18 protein-coding genes and 3 pseudogenes are annotated in these 19,235 nt (G+C 60.3%); 16 read left to right on the top strand and 5 right to left on the bottom strand.

Going from position 1 to position 19,235, the window contains the following annotated elements:
• Positions 1-109 precede the first annotated feature (109 nt).
• Positions 110-1,239, top strand: a protein-coding gene (locus tag J4G43_RS36035) for an IS3-like element ISRj2 family transposase (protein WP_129557670.1) whose coding sequence is annotated in 2 segments (ribosomal slippage) — positions 110-362 and positions 362-1,239 — 1,131 coding nt in all. Because the reading frame shifts where the segments join, the coding sequence is not laid out codon by codon here.
• Positions 1,240-2,254: 1,015 nt separating this feature from the next.
• Here the strand turns inward: J4G43_RS36035 and J4G43_RS36030 are convergent.
• From J4G43_RS36030 to J4G43_RS36015, 4 genes are all read right to left on the bottom strand, one after another.
• Positions 2,255-2,401, bottom strand: a complete 147-nt coding sequence (locus J4G43_RS36030) for a hypothetical protein (protein WP_225005312.1) — start codon at positions 2,399-2,401, stop codon at positions 2,255-2,257.
• Positions 2,402-2,580: 179 nt separating this feature from the next.
• A complete protein-coding gene (locus J4G43_RS36025) occupies positions 2,581-2,922 on the bottom strand; it encodes a hypothetical protein (RefSeq protein ID WP_208072909.1) in 342 nt (113 codons plus the stop codon).
• A gap of 617 nt (positions 2,923-3,539) precedes the next feature.
• Positions 3,540-4,808, bottom strand: coding sequence for an IS256 family transposase (locus J4G43_RS36020; protein ID WP_038952271.1), 1,269 nt, complete (start codon positions 4,806-4,808; stop codon positions 3,540-3,542).
• Positions 4,809-4,978: 170 nt separating this feature from the next.
• The gene (locus tag J4G43_RS36015; RefSeq protein WP_208087816.1) at positions 4,979-5,116 is read right to left on the bottom strand and encodes a hypothetical protein; all 138 of its coding nucleotides are present in this window, start codon (positions 5,114-5,116) and stop codon (positions 4,979-4,981) included.
• 513 nt (positions 5,117-5,629) lie between these two features.
• Between J4G43_RS36015 and trbB the strand changes: the two genes are divergently transcribed.
• From trbB to J4G43_RS35945, 14 genes and pseudogenes are all read left to right on the top strand, one after another.
• Positions 5,630-6,544, top strand: coding sequence for a P-type conjugative transfer ATPase TrbB (gene trbB, locus J4G43_RS36010; RefSeq protein WP_038957464.1), 915 nt, complete (start codon positions 5,630-5,632; stop codon positions 6,542-6,544).
• 61 nt (positions 6,545-6,605) lie between these two features.
• A complete protein-coding gene (locus J4G43_RS36005; RefSeq protein WP_232674470.1) occupies positions 6,606-6,869 on the top strand; it encodes a TrbC/VirB2 family type IV secretion system protein in 264 nt (87 codons plus the stop codon).
• Positions 6,869-7,132, top strand: a complete 264-nt coding sequence (locus J4G43_RS36000; protein ID WP_038957466.1) for a VirB3 family type IV secretion system protein — start codon at positions 6,869-6,871, stop codon at positions 7,130-7,132. Before J4G43_RS36005 ends, J4G43_RS36000 begins: the two co-directional genes overlap by 1 nt.
• A 10-nt stretch (positions 7,133-7,142) precedes the next feature.
• Positions 7,143-9,325, top strand: a pseudogene (gene trbE / locus J4G43_RS35995) (conjugal transfer protein TrbE); the annotation flags it as partial.
• A 172-nt stretch (positions 9,326-9,497) separates the two neighbouring features.
• Positions 9,498-11,038, top strand: a pseudogene (istA, locus tag J4G43_RS35990) (IS21-like element ISFK1 family transposase).
• An 18-nt stretch (positions 11,039-11,056) separates the two neighbouring features.
• The gene (gene istB / locus J4G43_RS35985; RefSeq protein ID WP_011090937.1) at positions 11,057-11,818 is read left to right on the top strand and encodes an IS21-like element ISFK1 family helper ATPase IstB; all 762 of its coding nucleotides are present in this window, start codon (positions 11,057-11,059) and stop codon (positions 11,816-11,818) included.
• Between the two features lie 89 nt (positions 11,819-11,907).
• Positions 11,908-12,180 (top strand): annotated as a pseudogene (locus J4G43_RS35980) (conjugal transfer protein TrbE); the annotation flags it as partial.
• Positions 12,177-12,911 (top strand): P-type conjugative transfer protein TrbJ, encoded by a 735-nt coding sequence (gene trbJ / locus J4G43_RS35975; protein WP_063982123.1) that lies wholly within the window; start codon positions 12,177-12,179, stop codon positions 12,909-12,911. The pseudogene J4G43_RS35980 and the gene trbJ, both read left to right, overlap by 4 nt.
• Positions 12,908-13,264, top strand: a complete 357-nt coding sequence (trbK-alt, locus tag J4G43_RS35970; RefSeq protein WP_208087815.1) for a putative entry exclusion protein TrbK-alt — start codon at positions 12,908-12,910, stop codon at positions 13,262-13,264. Before trbJ ends, trbK-alt begins: the two co-directional genes overlap by 4 nt.
• Complete coding sequence (trbL, locus tag J4G43_RS35965) at positions 13,261-14,490, top strand: P-type conjugative transfer protein TrbL (RefSeq protein ID WP_208087814.1); 1,230 nt, start codon at positions 13,261-13,263, stop codon at positions 14,488-14,490. The genes trbK-alt and trbL overlap by 4 nt, the downstream gene beginning before the upstream one ends.
• Positions 14,491-14,581: 91 nt before the next feature.
• Positions 14,582-15,265, top strand: a complete 684-nt coding sequence (trbF, locus tag J4G43_RS35960) for a conjugal transfer protein TrbF (RefSeq protein WP_063982125.1) — start codon at positions 14,582-14,584, stop codon at positions 15,263-15,265.
• Positions 15,262-16,278: a P-type conjugative transfer protein TrbG gene (trbG, locus tag J4G43_RS35955; protein ID WP_408581378.1), complete on the top strand. Its 1,017-nt coding sequence runs from the start codon at positions 15,262-15,264 to the stop codon at positions 16,276-16,278. Before trbF ends, trbG begins: the two co-directional genes overlap by 4 nt.
• On the top strand, positions 16,275-17,495 hold the full coding sequence (locus tag J4G43_RS35950; protein WP_208070367.1) for a TraB/TrbI/VirB10 family type IV secretion system protein: 1,221 nt from the start codon (positions 16,275-16,277) through the stop codon (positions 17,493-17,495). Before trbG ends, J4G43_RS35950 begins: the two co-directional genes overlap by 4 nt.
• Positions 17,496-17,502: 7 nt before the next feature.
• A complete protein-coding gene (locus J4G43_RS35945) occupies positions 17,503-17,736 on the top strand; it encodes a DUF2274 domain-containing protein (RefSeq protein ID WP_084795049.1) in 234 nt (77 codons plus the stop codon).
• Here the strand turns inward: J4G43_RS35945 and J4G43_RS56115 are convergent.
• Positions 17,712-18,662, bottom strand: a complete 951-nt coding sequence (locus tag J4G43_RS56115) for a LysR family transcriptional regulator (RefSeq protein ID WP_208087813.1) — start codon at positions 18,660-18,662, stop codon at positions 17,712-17,714. The two genes, J4G43_RS35945 and J4G43_RS56115, sit on opposite strands and share 25 nt — an antisense overlap.
• A gap of 176 nt (positions 18,663-18,838) precedes the next feature.
• On the opposite strand from J4G43_RS56115, the gene J4G43_RS35940 reads away from it, so the two are divergent.
• Complete coding sequence (locus J4G43_RS35940) at positions 18,839-19,228, top strand: hypothetical protein (protein ID WP_208070371.1); 390 nt, start codon at positions 18,839-18,841, stop codon at positions 19,226-19,228.
• Positions 19,229-19,235 lie beyond the last annotated feature (7 nt).

The raw sequence follows: 19,235 nt of genomic DNA, 5'->3' as shown, positions 1-19,235 counted from the left end.
AGAGCTCGCTTATGGGCGCCCAGAGCTGGCCCCGCAAATTCGGACAGTAGCTTGAGTGGATTTTCTGCCTGACAGCGGCGAGGATTCTTGCTGCGAATCAGGAGCGAAGATGACGAAGAAGAGCCGCCGGACGCATTCTCCGGCATTCAAGGCGAAGGTTGCTTTGGCTGCGGTCAAAGGCGACAAGACACTGGCGGAGCTGGCGCAACTGTTTGATGTTCATCCGAACCAGATCACGATCTGGAAAAACCAGCTCCTGGAAGGCGCCGCCGGCGTGTTTGGGCATGACAAGACATCGGCCGAGACGCCGGTCGATTTGAAGGCGTTACATGCCAAGATCGGCGAGCTGGCGTTGGAAAACGATTTTTTGTCCGGCGCGCTCACCAAGGCGGGCCTGCTGAGCGCAAAGCGATGATCGACCGCGATCATGATCTTTCTATCGTGCGCCAGGCGAAGGTCCTGAAGCTGGCTCGCAGCACGGTCTACTATGAACCTCGGCCAGTTTCGGCCGAGGACCTTGCCTTGATGCGTCGGCTCGATGAGCTGCATCTCGATTATCCCTTCGCGGGAGCGCGTATGCTGCGATCGTTGCTGCGGCGGGAGGGCGTATACGCCGGTCGCCGCCACATCGCGACGCTGATGAAGCGCATGGGGATCGAGGCGGTCTATCGTCGCCCGAACACGAGCAAGCCGGCTCCGGGTCACAAGATCTACCCGTACCTGTTGCGCGGATTGAAGATCGAGCGGCCCGACCATGCGTGGGCAATGGACATCACCTACATTCCGATGCGGCGTGGCTTCGTCTATCTCGCGGCGGTCGTCGATGTGTTCAGCCGACGGGTCCTGGCCCATCGCGTCTCGATCACAATGGAGGCGGCCTTCTGCGTCGAAGCGGTCCAGGAGGCGTTGGCGAAGCACGGCAGGCCCGAGATTTTCAACACGGATCAGGGCAGCCAGTTCACCAGCCTCGAGTTCACCGATGTGCTGCTGGACGCGAAGATCGCCATCAGCATGGACGGCAAGGGCGCCTGGCGCGACAACGTGTTTGTCGAGCGGCTCTGGCGCACGGTCAAATACGAAGAAGTATATCTCCGCGCCTACGACAGCGTGTCCGAGGCGCGAGCGTCAATTGCCAAGTATCTGGCCTTCTACAATCAGGGACGCCCTCACTCGAGCCTTGACGGGCGCACGCCCGACGAGGCTTACTTCGGCACGCAAGCTATGGTGATGGCCGCATGACCGTCGCCGACGGTTTTGTCGTCGCTCTGGTCGGGCTACGCCCTCCCGACGCAACGACAAAACCGTAAAGCCCCGCGTTCAGCATAACCCGGCAGGAATCCACTTAAATCCAGCGGGGCGCTGTCCAAACAACCGGGGCCAGCTCTGACCCCGGTTGCGAACAGGAGCATCTTCTACCGAGCAAGCGTGGATGGAGGGGCACCATGATCGACTTAACCCGCGTCTTTGATGCCGCCATGATTGCGCTGGGAGCATTTAACGTCGTGCTGGTGGCGATGCTCATACTCGCTTTCTAAGCCGCCTCAGATGGCCGAGCCACCGGGGCGCACTCTGACAGAGGTGTCCGGATGGCAAGCAACATGATTCGTCGCAATTCGCTGCGTCGATCGTGCGGAACGCCGCGGCAAGGGTCGCAGGAGCCGGACCAGACGGAGCCTGCGGCCCTTAGTTGAAGCACTGTGGGGATTGGGCCACAAGCAGCAGAAATGAGAATTTGGCTGGGAACATACCGGCTGCGGCCGACTTTCGTTCTGCGGCGACGGTCTCGGTCCCACGAGGCAAGAGCCTGTCCGGAGGCCTCAGCATCATCACGCCCCCGGCCCGATGGGGCCGCCACGGGGTCGTCTTATACGAGGCGCCGAATGGATGAGACTTGGAGAGTTGTGTTCGCGCTTAGCGCGACGGCTATTGTCGCCGCCGGCTCCTTCTTTGCCATCCGGTTTATCATCGGATTGAACCTCTGACCTCGACCTGACAAGCGGCGCCGGAAGCGCTTCGCAGGCTATCAATTCCTTGGGCCCCTGGAGCACGCTCGAGTTACTGCGCGTCGTGGTGCGGACGAAGCGAGCCCGCCGTTTCACACATCTTTGCTAATTGGCGGTGCTGCGGCTCTTGGCCTTGGACGACCGCTCACAGCCGGCCTGGCCGGCGCGGCCGACTTCTTCGACGCATCATCGCCGCGGGCAGTTCCCCACGGATCGACCGACTTCTGGTCCGGAACATTGTTGAGAGAGAGTTAATAGGTGCCCTCAGCCCGATCGTCGTCCGCCTTCTCCGACGCCGTCTTCTCCTTGGGCTGTTCGCCATACTGTTGAACATGGTCCTGCGCCAGCGCGGGGGCGGCGATCAGGGCAAGCAAGACGGCGACGGCGATTGTGCGCATCGAAAAAGCCCGGTTCTGCGCCGAACATAACATCGCCGATTGCGATAGCAATGCAGCACGAGCGTGAGTTGGGTAAGACGATGATCGGACGATGCGCGCACCAGATCCACTACTGGTGTCGTGGGTGTGGAAAAGAGGAAATCAGAATGATGGAGGGGCCGATGTTCACGCCGGCGGGCCTAATGGCCATCGACGCGATAGCCTTGAGCGGCGAGCATTTCCTTGAGCCACGCCACCTTCTCGCTGGCATTCCTCGAGCCAGCTAGCGCCTTCCGTACATCCTCAACGAGCCCTTCCAGGCGCTTCAAGTGCGCCTGTGCCGCGTTTCGTTCGATCTCATCGAGAGCAGCCATAGCGCGAGTATGGCCGATATTTCGCCCAGCGTTAAAGCGCGCCGGAGTCTGATCTGCTCCATGGGGTGGCATCAGCACGACGTTGACGAGCTCGCGCTTGGAGCGCATCTGCCTGGAGCTGCGCCGGACCAGCCGGATCCTTGAGGAGCGGGCAGGGCTGGAGTTCATGGCCAACCGCTACCGAGCCGAGGTCAGTTGCCTTCAAAGCCGCTTCCCATCTCCTTCCCATCGCGGAATTCTGGGAAGAATGGCGCTATAAAGCGCTGTATTACTTGGGGCACGAGTAGTGTTTTAAGTTCTATGCATTCTTCGCGACAGTGGAACACCGTGCATGCGGCACGCAGCAATCTATTCGGTCGGGATGGCGGGCGTAGTGGCGCTCACGCTACTCGTCGTTTTCGGCCTGTTCGACGATGTGATAGAAAAGAGATTGTACAGGAGTTTCGTCAGGGCTTATCAGGACGCGCCAATCGGCCTAACTGAAAAACGTGCATTGCGGCTCGGATTTTACATTTCGTAGCGTCCCCGCGACCGACAACGACCGACGCGCGTCAGTGCCATCAAACGAGCGCGGGAACAAATTCCGTCACGGCTGTTCATTTGCATTGGCTTCGCGATCAGTCTGGGTTGTATCGCCTACATTGCGACGCGGCCGGGATTTCAGTTTACGACAATGCTTGAACTGTTCAGGCAGGAGTGCCACGGCGATGAAGAATGTGCGCAAAAGCTTGAGGCGCAACGTAGGGTCAACAGAGCTATGGCTGATTTTGGGTGACGCGGCCTGATCAGGCGGCGTGGCTTTCAGTGTTCGGAATGACTTCGATTCCGTCGATGAACTTTACACCGGCGATGACTTTCGGCAACTGGTTCGTGCTCTTCAATCGCCGCCAGGTCTTCGATGCGGCGTCGATGAGCTTGAACACCATCAGCTTCGCAGTTTGTTGCGACAGCGATCCCTTGGTCCGCACCGTTCGGTGGCGCACCGTGGCGAAGACGCTCTCGATCGGGTTCGAGCTGCGTAGGTGGATCCAGTGCTCAGCAGGGAAGTCGAAGAAGGCGAGCAGCGCATGGCGATCCTTGATCAGGCACTCCACCGCACGTCCGTATTTGACGTGGTATTTCTCGACGAAGACGTCGATCGCGGTTTCAGCTTCGGCCCGGTGTGGGGCCAGATAGATGTTCCGCAGGTCGTTCTTCATGGGGCCCTGCACGGATTTGGCGACCTTGTCGAGTACGTTGCTCACTTTATGGCACCAGCATCGTTGGTGCCGCGTGCCGGGAAAGGCCTCGTCCAGTGCCTTCCAGAAGCCGAGGGCGCCGTCGCCGATGGCGAGTTGCGGGGCAATCCGTAACCCGCGTTGCCGCAGGTCGATCAGGAGTTCGCGCCAGCTCTGCGCGCTCTCGCGCACGCCGACCTGGAAGCCGATCAGCTCCTTCTTGCCTTCCGGCGTGGTGCCAATCAGCACCAGCATGCATTCGCTGTGATCTTCCATGCGGGCCTGCAGGTACACGCCATCGGCCCAGATGTAGACATAGCGACGCGCCGACAGATCGCGTCTCTGCCAGCGTTCGTACTCGACCTGCCAATCGGCCTTCAGGCCGGCGATCACCGAAGGCGACAGGTTCGGCGCATCCTTGCCGAGCAGCGCCGAGAGCGCCTCCTGGAAGTCGCCGGTCGAGATGCCGCGCAAATAGAGGACCGGGATCAAGGCATCCAGGCTCTTCGTCCGCCGCGCCCATAGCGGCAGGATTGCCGAACTGAAGCGGAGGCGGTCGCCTGGCCCGCTCGCTCCGCGGTCGCGGACCTTGGGACGAGCGACCTCCACCGGACCGATGCCGGTCGCAATCTCGCGCACCGGACCGTGCCCATGTCGGACCAGGCGCGCTCGACCGTCGGGCAGCGTCAGATTGGCCGTGCTGGCCAGAAACGCGCCAACCTCGATCTCGATCGCCCTGGCAAGCAGGTCCCGCGCGCCGGCACGAACGATATCGGTCAGTGGATCATCAACCGCGGACGGCTGACGGAAAGCAAGAACATTGGTAGTCTCGGTCATGGCGTATCGCTCTCCTCGAGAGGTTCTGGCAGGCTCGTCACCCGCCTCGATACGCCGCCTTCCTCACACCGTCATCACCCAGATTCCGCCATAGCTCGGGTCAACATAGCCGACACGATAGACAAGATGGGTGAAGCAGCCATCGCCAAGCAGGGCGCCTTAAAGCGTCCCTAGCTAATTGATTTGGGTGCGGCCCCCAAGGCACGGGGGCCGATTTGCCAGCGATTCTTCAACCACTTGTGGTTCTGGGCGTGCAGCCAGGTCCAATCGCCGGTCATCTCTTCGACGTAGTCGTCGATGGCCTTCATCAGCTTCTCGCGATGCGCGCGGTTGTCCTTTCTACCGAAGATGAGGTAGTGGCGAAGCCGGCCAAGCTCGGCTAGGTCGCCTCGGCCCACGCTTCTTCCGCGCGCTGACGCATGCGCTCTTGGTGCCAGGCCCGGCGGCCGCTCGGTTCTCTGCCTTCGTCATGATGGCATCGAACCGTAGCTTCTGGCGACTATGCGATATAAAGCTGCGATGGCTCGGCCCAGCGAGTACGCTAAGCGATTGTCGTGGCCGGTCTCAAGGTTTGCTAAGGGTCAGATTCGGACCTGAACGTCTAGGGTAGGCGCGTCCGCCTTGCTCACGCGAACAGACGTCCAGTTCTCCCGCGGGTCTTTCTTTTCCTACGCCAACCTACGACGACCAAGGAGCGCTTGTTGCGCTAATTCGATTGGTGGCTCTTTTAATCACCCCATCTGAGGGCGCTCTTTCGCTCGGTGGGGGCGGCGGTGGGAGTCCATTCTTATCATTCGGAAGCGACTTCGCGGGGTGCGCGAATGCTTCGTAGCGCGCTGGGCGCCGCCGTCGCTCGCTACTTGGAAGATGACGCGATCATCGAGGTGATGCTCAATCCCGATGGGCGGTTGTGGGTCGACCGGCTGTCGAGCGGGCTTGCTGATACCGGGGAAACACTATCGGCGGCAGACGGCGAACGTATTGTTCGCTTGGTAGCGCACCATGTTGGCTCAGAGGTGCACGCTGGATCGCCACGTGTTTCGGCTGAACTTCCGAGCACGGGCGAGCGGTTCGAAGGTCTCTTGCCTCCGATCGTTGCGGCTCCGGCGTTCGCCATTCGCAAGAAGGCGGTCGCGGTCTTCACGCTCGACGACTACGTCGTCGCGGGCGTCATGACCTCCGCGCAAGCCAAGACACTCAGGATCGCAGTCGCGTCTCGGAAAAACATACTCGTTGCCGGTGGCACGTCGACCGGAAAGACAACATTGACGAACGCGCTCTTGGCCGAAGTGGCAAAGACTTCCGATCGCGTTGTGCTGATCGAAGACACCCGAGAACTTCAGTGTCGAGCTCCCAATCTCGTAGCCCTTCGGACCAAGGATGGCGTAGCCACGCTTTCTGATCTCGTTCGTTCCTCACTCCGACTGCGGCCTGACCGCATCCCAATCGGCGAGGTCCGCGGTGCCGAAGCACTCGACCTGCTCAAGGCTTGGGGCACTGGTCATCCCGGCGGCATCGGTACGATCCATTCTGGTACCGCGATTGGAGCGTTACGGCGGCTCGAGCAACTCATTCAGGAAGCCGTCATCGCGGTTCCGCGCGCTCTTATAGCCGAAACAATCAATGTGGTCGCTGTGCTCGCAGGACGCGGTGCTGATCGCCGCCTCGTGGAGCTAGCCCTCGTCACGGGACTTGGGGCCGCTGGCGACTACAGCGTTTCATCAGCAGGAGACTGACATGCGTCTACCACTTCGTTCTCTTCAAGTCGTATCCTTTGCCGCCTCTAGTGCGATTCTCATGACAACGGCACCGGCATGGGCAGCCGGCTCGAATATGCCGTGGGAGCAGCCGCTCAATCAGATCCTGCAATCGGTGGAGGGACCGGTCGCCAAGATCATTGCGGTGATCGTTATCATCGTAACCGGATTGACCCTTGCGTTTGGCGATTCTTCCGGCGGGTTCCGTAGACTAATCCAGATCGTGTTTGGTCTGTCGATCGCTTTCGCGGCCTCGAGCTTCTTCCTGTCGTTCTTCTCCTTCGGCGGCGGCGTGGTGATCTGATGGATGAACCGGTCGTGGGTTTTGTCGCGCCCCTTCACCGTGCATTGACTGAGCCGATCCTAATGGGCGGCGCGCCACGGTCAGTCGCGATTATCAACGGCACGCTGGCCGCAGCCCTTGGCTTGGGACTGCGGCTTTGGATCGCGGGTCTCGTCCTCTGGTTCATCGGTCACATGGCCGCTGTCTGGGCGGCCAAGCGCGACCCTGCCTTTGTTGATGTCGTGCGCCGCCATCTGCGTATCCCCAGTCATCTCAACGTCTGAGCCGTCGGTCATGATGCATCTCGCCGAATACCGCCATTCCAACGTCCGGCTTGCCGACTTCTTGCCGTGGGCCGCTCTGGTCGACGAAGGAATCATCCTGAACAAGGACGGTTCGTTCCAACGGACGGCGAAATTTCGAGGACCCGACCTCGATAGCGCCGTGCCGTCCGAACTTGTTGCCATCGCCGGCCGTGTGAACAACGCTTTGCGGCGCCTCGGCTCAGGCTGGGCCGTGTTTTTTGAGGCGCAGCGTCATTCTGCGGGCACTTATCCCTACGACATGTTTCCGGATGTGGCATCGGCGTTGGTCGATGCCGAACGTAAAGCACAGTTCGAAGAAGCCGGTGCGCACTACGAGTCCAGCTACTTCTTGACGTTTTTGTACCTGCCTCCGGAGGAGGGAGCCGCCAAGGCGGAACGTCTGCTCTACGAGGGCCGCGATCGTGCCCTTGGAACTGACGCGCGCGAGGTCGTACACGGATTCATTGACCAAACCAATCGCGTGCTGCAGCTCGTCGAAGGGTTCATGCCCGAGTGCGGCTGGCTCGACGATCAGGACACGCTGACTTTCCTGCACTCGACGGTCTCGACCAAGCGTCATCGCGTTCGCGTGCCAGAAATTCCAATGTACATCGACGCCCTGTTGGCTGATCAGCCGCTGACTTGCGGGCTGGGGCCAATGCTGGGATCAGCCAACGTCCGGATCCTCACGATTGTTGGCTTTCCTGGCGCAACCACGCCCGGAATTTTGGACGAACTCAATCGCCTGGCGTTCTCGTATCGGTGGTCGACCCGGGCGATCATGCTCGACAAGACCGATGCCACCAAGCTGCTGACAAAAATTCGACGCCAGTGGTTCGCCAAGAGAAAATCGATAGGCGCCATTCTCAAGGAGGTGATGACCAACGAGGCGTCGGCGCTGCTTGATACCGATGCCCATAACAAGGCGATGGACGCCGACGCCGCGCTGCAGGAACTGGGGTCAGATCAGATCGGACAAGCTTTCGTCACGGCAACTATCACGGTCTGGGATCGTGCCCCTGAGAGAGCCGACGAGAAGTTGCGGCTGGTCGAGAAAATCATCCAGGGGCGGGATTTCACCTGCATGGTCGAGACGATGAATGCCGTCGAGGCCTGGCTCGGCAGCCTACCGGGACATGCCTATGCCAACGTGAGGCGGCCGCCGGTCTCTACCCTCAACCTTGCGCATTTGATTCCGATGTCGGCGGTATGGGCGGGCGAGGCGAGAGATCTGCATTTCAGGGGTCCGCCGTTGCTGTACGGTCGGACCGAAGGATCGACTCCGTTCCGATTTTCCCTCCACGTCGGCGATGTCGGCCATACTCTCGTAGTGGGACCGACAGGCGCGGGCAAGTCGGTGCTGCTGGCCCTGATGGCGTTGCAGTTCCGCCGCTATCCGAACTCCCAGATCTTTGCGTTCGATTTCGGTGGTTCAATCCGGGCGGCAGCGCTCGCGATAGGTGGCGATTGGCATGATCTGGGTGGTGCGCTGTCCAACGAGAGCGAAAACTCAGTCGCCCTACAACCTCTCGCCTGGATCGATGATCGTTCGGAGCGAGGATGGGCCACCGAATGGATCAGTGCGATCCTGGCCCGGGAAAAGATCGAGATCACGCCGGAGGTCAAGGATCACCTGTGGTCGGCACTGAGCTCCCTCGCGTCAGCACCGGCGCAAGAACGCACCCTGACGGGCTTGTCAGTCCTTCTGCAATCTTCCCCCCTCAAACGAGCTTTACAACCTTATTGCTTGGGTGGTCCGTCCGGCCGCTTGCTCGACGCCGAATTCGAGCGCCTTGGCGAGGCCTCGGTCCAAGCGTTTGAGACCGAGGGGTTGATCGGAACGAGCGCGGCTCCGGCCGTGCTGTCTTACCTTTTTCATCGCATCGGGGACCGTCTTGACGGCCGGCCGACCCTTCTCATTATCGACGAAGGCTGGCTTGCCCTCGACGACGAGGGGTTCGCCGGCAAGCTTCGCGAGTGGCTGAAGACGCTTCGAAAGAAGAATGCGTCCGTCATCTTCGCCACCCAATCCCTTTCCGATATCGATGGCTCCGCAATCGCGCCGGCGACATTGAAAGCTGTCCAACGCGCTTGTTACTCCCCAATGAACGGGCAATCGAGCCGCAGATATCAGCAATCTACCGGCGCTTCGGCCTCAATGACCGGCAGATTGCGCGTTTCGCGGGATCGTGAGCGCGGATTTCAGGGGATCGTGAGCAGAGATTTCAGACGATCGTGAGCAACGATTTCGCGGGATCGTGAGCAAGGCTTTCGGAGCCTTGTAGCGCTTCGGCCGACAACTCAACCGGCTTAGGGATGACCTCGTGGTTAACGAGGAAGTCCAATGCCTACCCAGAGATTGTCGATGCGCCGGATCAAGGAAGTCCTTCGGTTAAAACATTTTCAAGGCCTGCCAGAGCGGGCCATCGCGCGGAGCGTGGGCGTCAGCAACGGCGTTGTGCACAGCTACCTGAGCCGCGCCCGCTCTGCTGGGTTGAGCTGGCCGCTTCCGGAGGGAATGACCGATGAAGACCTGGAGCTTTTGCTTTTCCCGGCCCCACGACCAGCGTCTCAGAGCCCGCAGCGGCCGGTGCCCGACTGGAGCTACATCGATAAAGAGCTCCGCCGGCGCAACGTAACCCGTCGCCTGCTCTGGGAGGAGTATCGCGCCGTTAATCCCGACGGTTTCGGGTACACGTGGTTCTGCACTACCTACGAGGCCTGGAAGGGGCGGGTCCGACCTTCGATGCGGCAGATTCATCTGGGCGGCGAGAAGGTGTTCGTGGATTTCGCCGGCGACACCATCGACATCGTCGATCCGCTGACCGGGGAAGTGCAGCCGATGAAGCTGTTCGTCGCGGCGATGGGCGCTTCGAACTACACCTACGCCGAGGCCTGCCCCAGCGAGAGCTTGGCCGACTGGATCCGGGCCCACGTCAACTTGTTCACTTTTTGAGCGGAACGCCGACGTTCGTGGTCTGCGACAACCTCAAAGCCGCCGTCAGCAACCCCGACCGCTACGATCCCGGCCTCAATCGCACTTATGCCGAGATGGCGAGCCATTACGGCACGGCCATTCTCGCCGCACGGCCGCGGCGCCCAAAAGACAAGGCGAAGGTCGAGGTCGCGGTGCAAATCGCCCAGCGCTGGATTCTGGCCCGGCTGCGCAATCAGCGCTTCTTTTCCCGGGCCGAGCTCAACGCCGCCATCAAGACACTCGTCGACGAACTCAATGCTCGTCAAATGCGTGGCTTCGGCTCAAGCCGCGCCGAACTGTTTGCCGAACTCGACAAACCCAAGCTAACCCCGCTGCCAGATCAGCCTTATGCCTTCGCACGCTGGAAGCGCTGCCGCCTCGCTCCCGATTATCATGTCGAGGTCGACGGCCATTGGTACTCCGCGCCGTATCGTCTGATTGGCGAGCTGGTCGATGCCCGTATCGACGATCGGACGGTCGAGATCTTCCACAAGGGCCAGCGGATCGCCAGCCATGCCCGCGCGCCCAACCGACGCGGACACACCACCATCGCCGACCACATGCCGAGCGCCCATCGCCGCTACGGCAAATGGACCCCCGCCGCGGTGATCGCCGCCGGCGAGCGGATCGGTCCTTCGACAGCAGCGTTTTTCCAGGCCGTGATCGACGCCCGGCCCCATCCAGAACAAGGCTTTCGAACCTGCCTTGGCATTCTGGCGCTCGTCAAAAGCTACGGCGCCGAACGCCTCGACGCAGCCTGCCGGAGGGGCATCCTCATCAAGGCGCGCTCCGTCGCCTCGATTAGATCGATCCTCCAGAACGGCCTCGATCGCACGTTCTTCGACGAATCTTTCGAGCACCAGCCCCTGCGCCACGGCAATATCCGCGGACGCGACTACTTCCACTGAAGCAAGGAGAGACCCGGCATGCTTAACCACCCAACCCACGAACGGCTGATCGAGCTTGGCCTGACCGGAATGGCCAAGGCCTTCGAGGAGCAGCGCCGATCGCCCGATCTCGAAGCCCTGCCGTTCGAAGATCGCATCGGCCTGTTGGTCGACCGCGAAGCCGCCGAACGCGACACCAGGCGGCTCACCACGCGCCTCAAGATCGCCGCACTGCGCCAGACTGCTTGCGTCGAGGACGTCGATCTGCGCACCCCGCGGGGCATCGACCGCGCCGTTTTCGCCAAACTCGTCGAAGGTCGCTGGATCGATCGCCACGAGAATTTGCTCGTCACCGGGGCAACCGGCCTGGGCAAAAGTTGGTTAGCCTGCGCGCTCGGCCACAAGGCCTGCCGCGACAACCGATCAGTCCTCTATCATCGCGTTCCAAGGCTGTTCGAGGCGCTCGCGCTCGCGCGCGGAGACGGACGTTACGCTCGGCTCCTCAAAAGCCTCGGCCGCGCTCAGCTTCTGATTTTGGATGATTGGGGACTATCGGTGCTCACCGCCGCGGAACGCCGCGATCTGCTCGAAATCCTCGAGGACCGCCATGGCCGCGCATCCACCATCGTCACAAGTCAGCTCCCCGTGGACACCTGGCATGGAGCCATTGGGGACCCCACGGTCGCCGACGCCATTCTCGATCGCCTCGTCCACAACGCCCACCGCCTCCAGCTCACCGGAGAAAGCATGCGAAAACGCAGCGCCAAAACCATCACCCTTGACGGCCAACCAGAACACTGACTCTATCTCCCATCGGCCGTAGCGGGCTGCTCACGATCGTCTGAATTCAGTGCTCACGATCGCGCGAAATCGATGCTCACGATCCGTGAAATCCGCAGCAGATCGAACTTTTAAGCCGGGCCACGCCGAAGCGCGACTATTACTGCCAGTCTCGCCGCGGCAACCGGATGTTCGAATTGGGCCTTGGTGAAGTGGCGCTCGCCTTCGCGGCGGCCTCTTCCAAGACTGACCAAGCCGCCATGGAGCGAGTGCTCGCGGAACATGGACGGGATGGCTTCGTGCCCGCCTGGCTCCAGCACCGTGGTCTCGCCTGGGCCATCGACCTGATCCCCGAACTCGGCAATTTGGAGAGACCGCTATGAGAAGACTTAGCTCATTGCTCGCCGCCAGCATGATTACCCTCACGCTCGGTATCACGGCGCCGGTGCGGGCGCAGTGGATTGTCTTCGATCCTGACAACTACCTTCAGAACGTCCTAACCGCGGCGCGTGAGATCGAGCAGATCAACAATCAGATCACCTCGTTGCAGAACGAGGCGCAGATGCTGACCAATCAGGCCAGGAATCTGGCCAACCTACCGTACTCGTCGTTGCAACAGCTGCAGTCATCGATCCAGCGGACCCAGCAGCTGCTGGCCCAAGCCCAACGCATTGCATACGACGTACAACAGATTGATCAGGCCTTCTCGACAAGCTATAGGCCGGCATCCAGCAACCAGTCCAGCCAGGCGTTGTTCACCAACGCTGAATCGCGCTGGCAAAATTCTGTGGCTGGCCTGCAGGACGCACTCCGGGTGCAGGCAGGTGTAGTCGGCAACCTCGACACCAACCGCGTCCAGACCGCTGCGCTTGTAACGTCAAGCCAGGGGGCCAGCGGCGCGCTGCAGGCAACTCAGGCCGGCAATCAGATTCTCGCGCTCCAGGCACAGCAACTTGCTGACCTCACCGCCACTGTGGCAGCCCAGGGCAGGGCGCAGAGCCTCGAAGGGGCGCAGCGCGCCGCAGCTCAAGACCAGGGACGTGAACAACTCCGACGGTTCCTGACGCCGGGTCAGGGCTACCAACCCCAGGAAGTGCGGATGTTCCACCAATGAGTGACGCAAGACCCTCTGGAGCCGTCTTGGTTGCAGCAGTTGGAGTGTTGCTCGCCGCAGCTTGCGCGATCCAGCTTCGTGGTGGCGAAGGCCCTTCCTCGCCGGCAACGGCTGAAGAGACGACCAGCTTGGATGGTTCTGACGTTGCTAGCTGCCGCAGCGTCACGACGAACGACACGATGGGTTACCAACATTGCCTGCGCATTTGGGCGGAGAACCGGCGCCGCTTCTTCGGTGACAAAAATGGTCCCTTAGATTTCGACCCTGGCAGCTCAGGGGCCGCACCAAAGGACCAGAGCCGCCTATCCCAAGGTTATCCCTCAGTTACAATTCCAGACGCGAGCAGGCGATGACTGGCACTGGTGTTATCGATCAATTTCTGGAGACGTTCACACGCTATATCGATAGCGGCTTCGGCATATTGGGGGGCGACGTCGGATATCTCGCAACAACGCTTGCTGCGATTGACGTCACTCTTGCTGCCCTGTTCTGGAGCTGGGGGCCAGACGAGGATATTATTGCCCGCCTGGTGAAGAAGACACTATTCGTCGGCGTCTTCGCCTACCTGATTGGCAATTGGAACAACCTCGCACGCATTGTTTTTGAAAGCTTTGCTGGGCTTGGACGGAAAGCATCCGGGACCGGCCTATTGGCATCAGATTTCCTACGACCGGGTCGCATTGCTCAGGTCGGCCTGGACGCCGGCCGGCCGCTGCTCGACTCGATCTCGAACCTGATGGGCTACATCAGCTTCTTCGAGAATTTCGTCCAGATCGTCGTTCTGCTGTTTGCATGGGCCGTGGTTCTCCTCGCCTTTTTCATTCTGGCGATCCAGCTTTTCGTCACTCTGATTGAGTTCAAGCTGACGACACTTGCCGGCTTCGTGCTCATTCCTTTTGGCCTCTTCGGCAAAACCGCCTTCGCAGCAGAGCGGATCCTGGGCAACGTGATGTCTTCCGGAATCAAAGTACTAGTCCTGGCCGTCATCGTCGGTATCGGCTCGACCTTGTTCTCGCAGTTCACGTCCGGATTCAGTGGCGGGCAGCCGACGATCGAAGAGGCGATGACTCTTGTTCTCGCGGCGCTCACCTTGTTGGGGCTTGGTATCTTCGGGCCAGGAATCGCAAACGGCTTGGTCTCAGGCGGACCGCAGCTTGGCGCCGGCGCGGCGATTGGGACGGGTCTTGCTGTTGGCGGTGCTGTTGCCGCGGGCGCTGGCCTTGCCGCTGGCGGTGTAGGCCTCGCCGGTGGTGCGATCGCAGGTGCTGCGCGCGGAGGAAGCGCCGCTCTAAGCGGGGTCTCCGCTGCTTATCGAAGCGGCAACGCTGCAGGCGCCGCCGAGACCGGTGTGTCAGCCGTGACAAATCCGTTGCGCCGGATGGCGAGCACATTCGCCAGCGATGGGCAAGCAGGCGAGCGGGCCGCAGCTAGTTCAGCGGATCGGCAACCAGATTTCGCACGGCGCGCGAAGCAGGCCCAGACAATTCGGCATGGCGCATCCGCGGCCGGGCATGCCCTTCGCTCCAGCGATCCCGGCGGAGCCGGCACTTCAGTCGATCTCTCCGAAGGAGAGCACTGATGCGGCGTCGATCCACCAACTACTGGCACTGACAACTCAGCCAACTTCTTACAACGCTAAGACGAAACTCTTGATCTCAGGAGGAAATTTCATGTTCAAACGACCGTCCGTTCACTACGGGCGCATGCCCGAACCCGTCACGCCTTATCAAAAAGCTGCTCAGGTCTGGGATCAGCGCATTGGATCTGCGCGCGTCCAGGCCAAGAACTGGCGGTTGATGGCCTTTGGCTGCCTCACGCTAGCAAGTGGTCTTGCGGGTGGTCTCGTTTGGCAATCGAGTCAAGGATCGATCACGCCCTGGGTGGTCGAGGTCGATCGGCTCGGTCAGGCGCAAAGGGTTGCCCCGGCCAACATTGACTATCAACCCACCGACGCTCAGATCGCCTACCATTTGGCGCGTTTTGTTGAAGATGTCCGAGGCCTACCCGCCGACGGCATCGTGCTCCGCCAGAATTGGTTGCGCGCCTATGATTTTACGACCGATCGGGGCGCGGCCGCGCTCAATGACTTCGCGCGCAACAACGATCCGTTCGTTAAGTTGGGCAAGGCGCAAATCTCGGTTGATGTCTCCAGCGTCATCCGTGCCTCACCGGACAGCTTTCGAGTCGCTTGGGTCCAACGCACCTACGACTACGGCTCGTTGAGTTCGACCGAGCGCTGGACCGCGATTCTCACCGTTGTGATTGAGACGCCGCGCAACGCCGAACGGCTGCGCAAGAATCCGCTCGGCGTGTATGTACGCGCCATCAATTGGTCGAAGGAGCTGGGTCAGTGACCAAGACGACGTCAAACATTTCCTCGAAGCCTAACAACCCAACCACCGCTAGCGCCTTGATCTCGAAGCGCGCGATCGTGTCGGCCCTGCTGGTTTGCTCGTCGGCCCTTGGAGGTTGCGCGACCTATATTCCGCCGAAAATCAACTATGACGCTGAGCTGCCGGCGTTGCCTGCGCCTCCAGCACCGGTCGACAACAGACCGCACCCGCTTCACGTCCCGCCTGCCTGGAAGCCAGCTCTCGGCGGGAAGTCAGGAGGGAAGGAGGAGGCTGAACCGGTGAGCCGTGTTGAAACAGCAAACAATGCGGCGCGAGTCGAGCCGCGCAAGCGGGGATATTTCAACGCGGCTCAGATCTACGCTTACAGCCCGGGAGCGCTTTATCAGGTGTACGCCTCTCCCGGACAAATCACGGATATTGCGCTCGAAGAAGGGGAGCAACTGACAGGATCGGGGCCTATCGCGGCAGGAGACACGGTGCGATGGGTTGTAGGCGATACCGAAAGTGGAAGCGGCGACACCCGTCGTGTCCACATCCTCGCGAAGCCGACGCGGGCGGCAATCGAGACCAACCCTGTCATTAATACCGACCGGCGCGCGTATTTGATCGAGCTTCGCTCCCGCGAGCGGCCCTACATGCCCTCCGTCGCCTGGTATTATCCAGAAACAGCGCGCGAAAAATCGCGCGAGGCTTCCCTCACACCGGTTCTTCCAGATCCAGCGCAACGCGTGCTTCGCTACGCGATCGAGGGGGACAGTCCACCCTGGCGGCCGCTCTGTGCGTATGACGATGGCCGCAAGGTCTATGTCGAATTCCCGCAAGGGATTGTCCAAGGCGAGATGCCGCCGCTGTTCGTCATTGGCCCTGACGGAAAGACCGAGCTGGTCAACTACCGCGCACACGGCAATTTACTGATTGTGGATCGGCTGTTTGCAGCGGCAGAACTGCGGCTCGGGGGCGAACACCAGCAGAAGGTCCGAATTGTCAGGACTGACGGGAGGTCGTCGTCATGAATTCGCAGATTGAAGGCGATCAGGATCGATCGATTTCGAGGCAAACACAGGACGACCCGTCGAGAAGCTTCCGCCTAAGAGCGGAGCATCCGCGCGTAACACGGCTATCGCGCAAGGTTCTCGCAGGAGGAATTGCGGTCGCGCTGGTAGTCATTGGCGGCGCTGTATTGTGGTCGTTGCAAAACAATCGTTCCCGAAATCAGCCGGCGGATGAGCTCTACGCCACTGAGCATCACGATATTGCCGATGGCATTGCGACGCTGCCGAAGGACTACATGGGGTTGACGCGTCAAGGTATTCCCCAGCTTGGTCCACCTCTTCCTGGAGACCTTGGGCGTCCTATTCTGGCCGCCCAAGGTCAGTCGCCGACGATTGGAGCTACGGCTCTCGATGCGGAACAGCAGCGCCGGGATCAAGAAACCGAAGCGGCCCGCGTAAGCCATTTGTTCGCTTCGGCCAATGCAAGAGATGCGCGCCCGCCTGCTGCCGCGGCCCAGGGTGGCGACCGGAATGCTTCATCAATTTCGGCCACCAATGGCGACGAGGGAGTTTCGCAGGGTGGTCAGGACAGGAAGCTCGCATTCGTCAATGCATTCGTTGATCGCCGTACAGTAAGCCCCGATCGCGTCACCAAGCCGGCATCACCCTATGTCGTGCAGGCGGGAACTGTCATTCCAGGTGCCTTGATCACAGGGATACGGTCGGACCTTCCGGGCCAGATCACCGCACAGGTGACCGAAAATGTGTTCGATTCGCCCACCGGGCGCTTTCTGCTTATCCCGCAGGGAGCGCGCCTGATTGGCGTTTATGACAGCCAGGTTGCCTTCGGTCAGTCGCGCGTGTTGCTTGTCTGGACCCGGCTGATCATGCCGAATGGCCGTTCGATGGTGTTGGAGCGTGAACAGGGGGCTGATACCGCGGGCTATTCGGGGCTTGAAGACGAGGTCAATAATCACTGGGGCGAATTGTTCAAAGCCGCGGCTCTTTCGACCCTACTAGCCGTCGGCACCGAGCCCGGCGCGGGCTCAAATACGAACAGCAATGACAGCGCGATCCTCCAGGCGATGCGGCGCGGTGCAGGCGACTCCCTCAATCAAACAGGCCAACAGATCGTCCGTCGCAGCCTCGGTATTCAACCAACGTTGACCATCCGGTCCGGTTTCCCGGTGCGTGTCATCGTCAATCGAGATCTCGTTCTTGAGCTGTATAGAGGGTAGGTGTCTGGTGTCGAAGCTTAAGATCACGGCGTTGTCGGACGATAAGCCAGTCAAAGTCATGACGGAACTACCTGCTTCGGTGCACCGGGATTTGGTTGCGTACGCTGAAGCCTTGGCGCGCGAAACAGGCCAGGCGATTGATCCAATCAAACTGGTCGCGCCAATGCTGGCGCGATTTATGGCCGCAGACAGAGGCTTTGCGAAGTCAAAGCGCGTCTATCGCTCGGTTGGCGACGGGTAGCGCTCGGCTAAAAACGTCAGAAATGGACGTAATGCGAATTTCCTATTGCTGGGCATCCAGTGCGCATAAAAGCAGACGTCCACTTGACCCTGCTCGTCGTGCAATTCTCGATAAACAACGTCGTCTCCAACAGTGGCCACGTCGGAGTCTAGGATAAAGCTCACGCCGAATCCCAGTCTTGTGAACTTGTGAATGAGGTGCCGACTGACGTGATGCCGTTGCACGTTTTGGATGATCCCACGCATCTGGATTCTGGATTCTAACATTTCCTCCACGCTGCCGGCACGATCGGGCGTTACGAGCAAAATGGTTTGATCGCGAAGGTCCGTCCAGAAGACAGCTTCGCGGGAAGCAAGCGCGTGATCTGTCGGGAGCAAAACGAAAACCCGCTCGCGCCACAGCGCGTGCGCGTGGACGGTTGACGAGTCGGGCAGTCCTGATCCAATTATAATATCTGAATCGCTGCTCTGAAGAGATCTACGTAACCCTGTCGTAGATCGCTCTGTGGCGACTAGGTTAGTAGGAGCGCAACGTTGCCGAAAGCCGGCAAGGAGTTCTCCGAGGCGGCCAGGGGCGACCGACGCGCATAAGCCTACCCGAAGTTGATCAGACTGGCCACGTGCCAAGCCGCTTGTCGATTCGAGAAGTGCGTCAAGTTGCTCCAAAATTGAGATTGCGTGTTTCAAGAAATGCAGGCCAGCGAGGGTAGGTCGTACGCCTGTTGTCGAACGTTCGAATAAAGCCGCTCCAACCTGGGCCTCGAGTTGAGCCACCGCACGGCTCAATGCAGAATGCTGAACAGGAAGGAGCTCGGCGGCCTTCCGGAAGCTGCCGCATTCATATGCGAGTGCCGCGAATCGAAGGTGCTTGAGCTCGATCGCCTGTCCCGAGAGGTGGCGGTCGGACTTGGCCGAAAGGCTGCACATCCAATACGACCCCCTTGTCGATAATGAAGCCGGCACCTCCGAGGTAGGTCAGCTCAGATTTGGACGCACCTGTACGATTCGACAGGGGGCATTCCTCCCGAGATCGGGTATGGCGTTACAGGCGCGTCGGGACCAACGCTGTTGAACGCTCCGGTTACCCAAAAAGGAGCTTTGCTATGGCTTTCAGAGAATGGCTAGAAATTGAGCCTTTCGGCGAGGCTTCCGCTCAAAATGGCTTTGGCCCCACAAGCCGTATGCACAGATTCGGGCATCGTATCGCAGGGACTGACGCAGTTCTTGCAACTATCGAGATCCCATTGAGCATCGTGCTGCAGTCGATCCCAATCGAGGTGACTACGAGATTAACGCCGAGTGGCGCAATCAGAACCAACCTTCATTTGAATGAAAGAGGCATCCAAGAGACGCCGTTGATCCAGCTCGTCAAAGAGCTCCTGGAGCCGCGCGCTTTGGTGATGGAGGAGGTCCGCCTCTCGGACCTACAAGCGCTCCAGAGGAGCCTAGAAACTTCTATCCAGCTCGTGTCGGCTGTAACGGCTGCTCTCTAGGATTGGG

Source organism: Bradyrhizobium barranii subsp. barranii, assembly GCF_017565645.3.
GTDB classification, from domain to species: Bacteria; Pseudomonadota; Alphaproteobacteria; order Rhizobiales; family Xanthobacteraceae; genus Bradyrhizobium; species Bradyrhizobium barranii.
The sequence above is the reverse complement of the archived record's forward strand: the minus strand, read 5'-3'. Positions and strand labels throughout refer to the sequence as shown.

Excerpts from the sequence above, each read along its gene's own strand:
- J4G43_RS36025 (WP_208072909.1), bottom strand. The coding sequence starts at position 2,922 with ATGAACTCCAGCCCTGCCCGCTCCTCAAGGATCCGGCTGGTCCGGCGC.
- J4G43_RS56115 (WP_208087813.1), bottom strand. The coding sequence starts at position 18,662 with ATGTGCAGCCTTTCGGCCAAGTCCGACCGCCACCTCTCGGGACAGGCG.
- J4G43_RS35940 (WP_208070371.1), top strand. The coding sequence starts at position 18,839 with ATGGCTTTCAGAGAATGGCTAGAAATTGAGCCTTTCGGCGAGGCTTCC.
- J4G43_RS36020 (WP_038952271.1), bottom strand. The coding sequence starts at position 4,808 with ATGACCGAGACTACCAATGTTCTTGCTTTCCGTCAGCCGTCCGCGGTT.
- trbB (WP_038957464.1), top strand. The coding sequence starts at position 5,630 with ATGCTTCGTAGCGCGCTGGGCGCCGCCGTCGCTCGCTACTTGGAAGAT.
- trbL (WP_208087814.1), top strand. The coding sequence starts at position 13,261 with ATGACTGGCACTGGTGTTATCGATCAATTTCTGGAGACGTTCACACGC.
- istB (WP_011090937.1), top strand. The coding sequence starts at position 11,057 with ATGCTTAACCACCCAACCCACGAACGGCTGATCGAGCTTGGCCTGACC.
- J4G43_RS36030 (WP_225005312.1), bottom strand. The coding sequence starts at position 2,401 with ATGCGCACAATCGCCGTCGCCGTCTTGCTTGCCCTGATCGCCGCCCCC.
- J4G43_RS36000 (WP_038957466.1), top strand. The coding sequence starts at position 6,869 with ATGGATGAACCGGTCGTGGGTTTTGTCGCGCCCCTTCACCGTGCATTG.
- trbF (WP_063982125.1), top strand. The coding sequence starts at position 14,582 with ATGTTCAAACGACCGTCCGTTCACTACGGGCGCATGCCCGAACCCGTC.
- trbJ (WP_063982123.1), top strand. The coding sequence starts at position 12,177 with ATGAGAAGACTTAGCTCATTGCTCGCCGCCAGCATGATTACCCTCACG.
- J4G43_RS36015 (WP_208087816.1), bottom strand. The coding sequence starts at position 5,116 with ATGAAGGCCATCGACGACTACGTCGAAGAGATGACCGGCGATTGGACC.
- J4G43_RS35950 (WP_208070367.1), top strand. The coding sequence starts at position 16,275 with ATGAATTCGCAGATTGAAGGCGATCAGGATCGATCGATTTCGAGGCAA.
- trbK-alt (WP_208087815.1), top strand. The coding sequence starts at position 12,908 with ATGAGTGACGCAAGACCCTCTGGAGCCGTCTTGGTTGCAGCAGTTGGA.
- J4G43_RS36005 (WP_232674470.1), top strand. The coding sequence starts at position 6,606 with ATGACAACGGCACCGGCATGGGCAGCCGGCTCGAATATGCCGTGGGAG.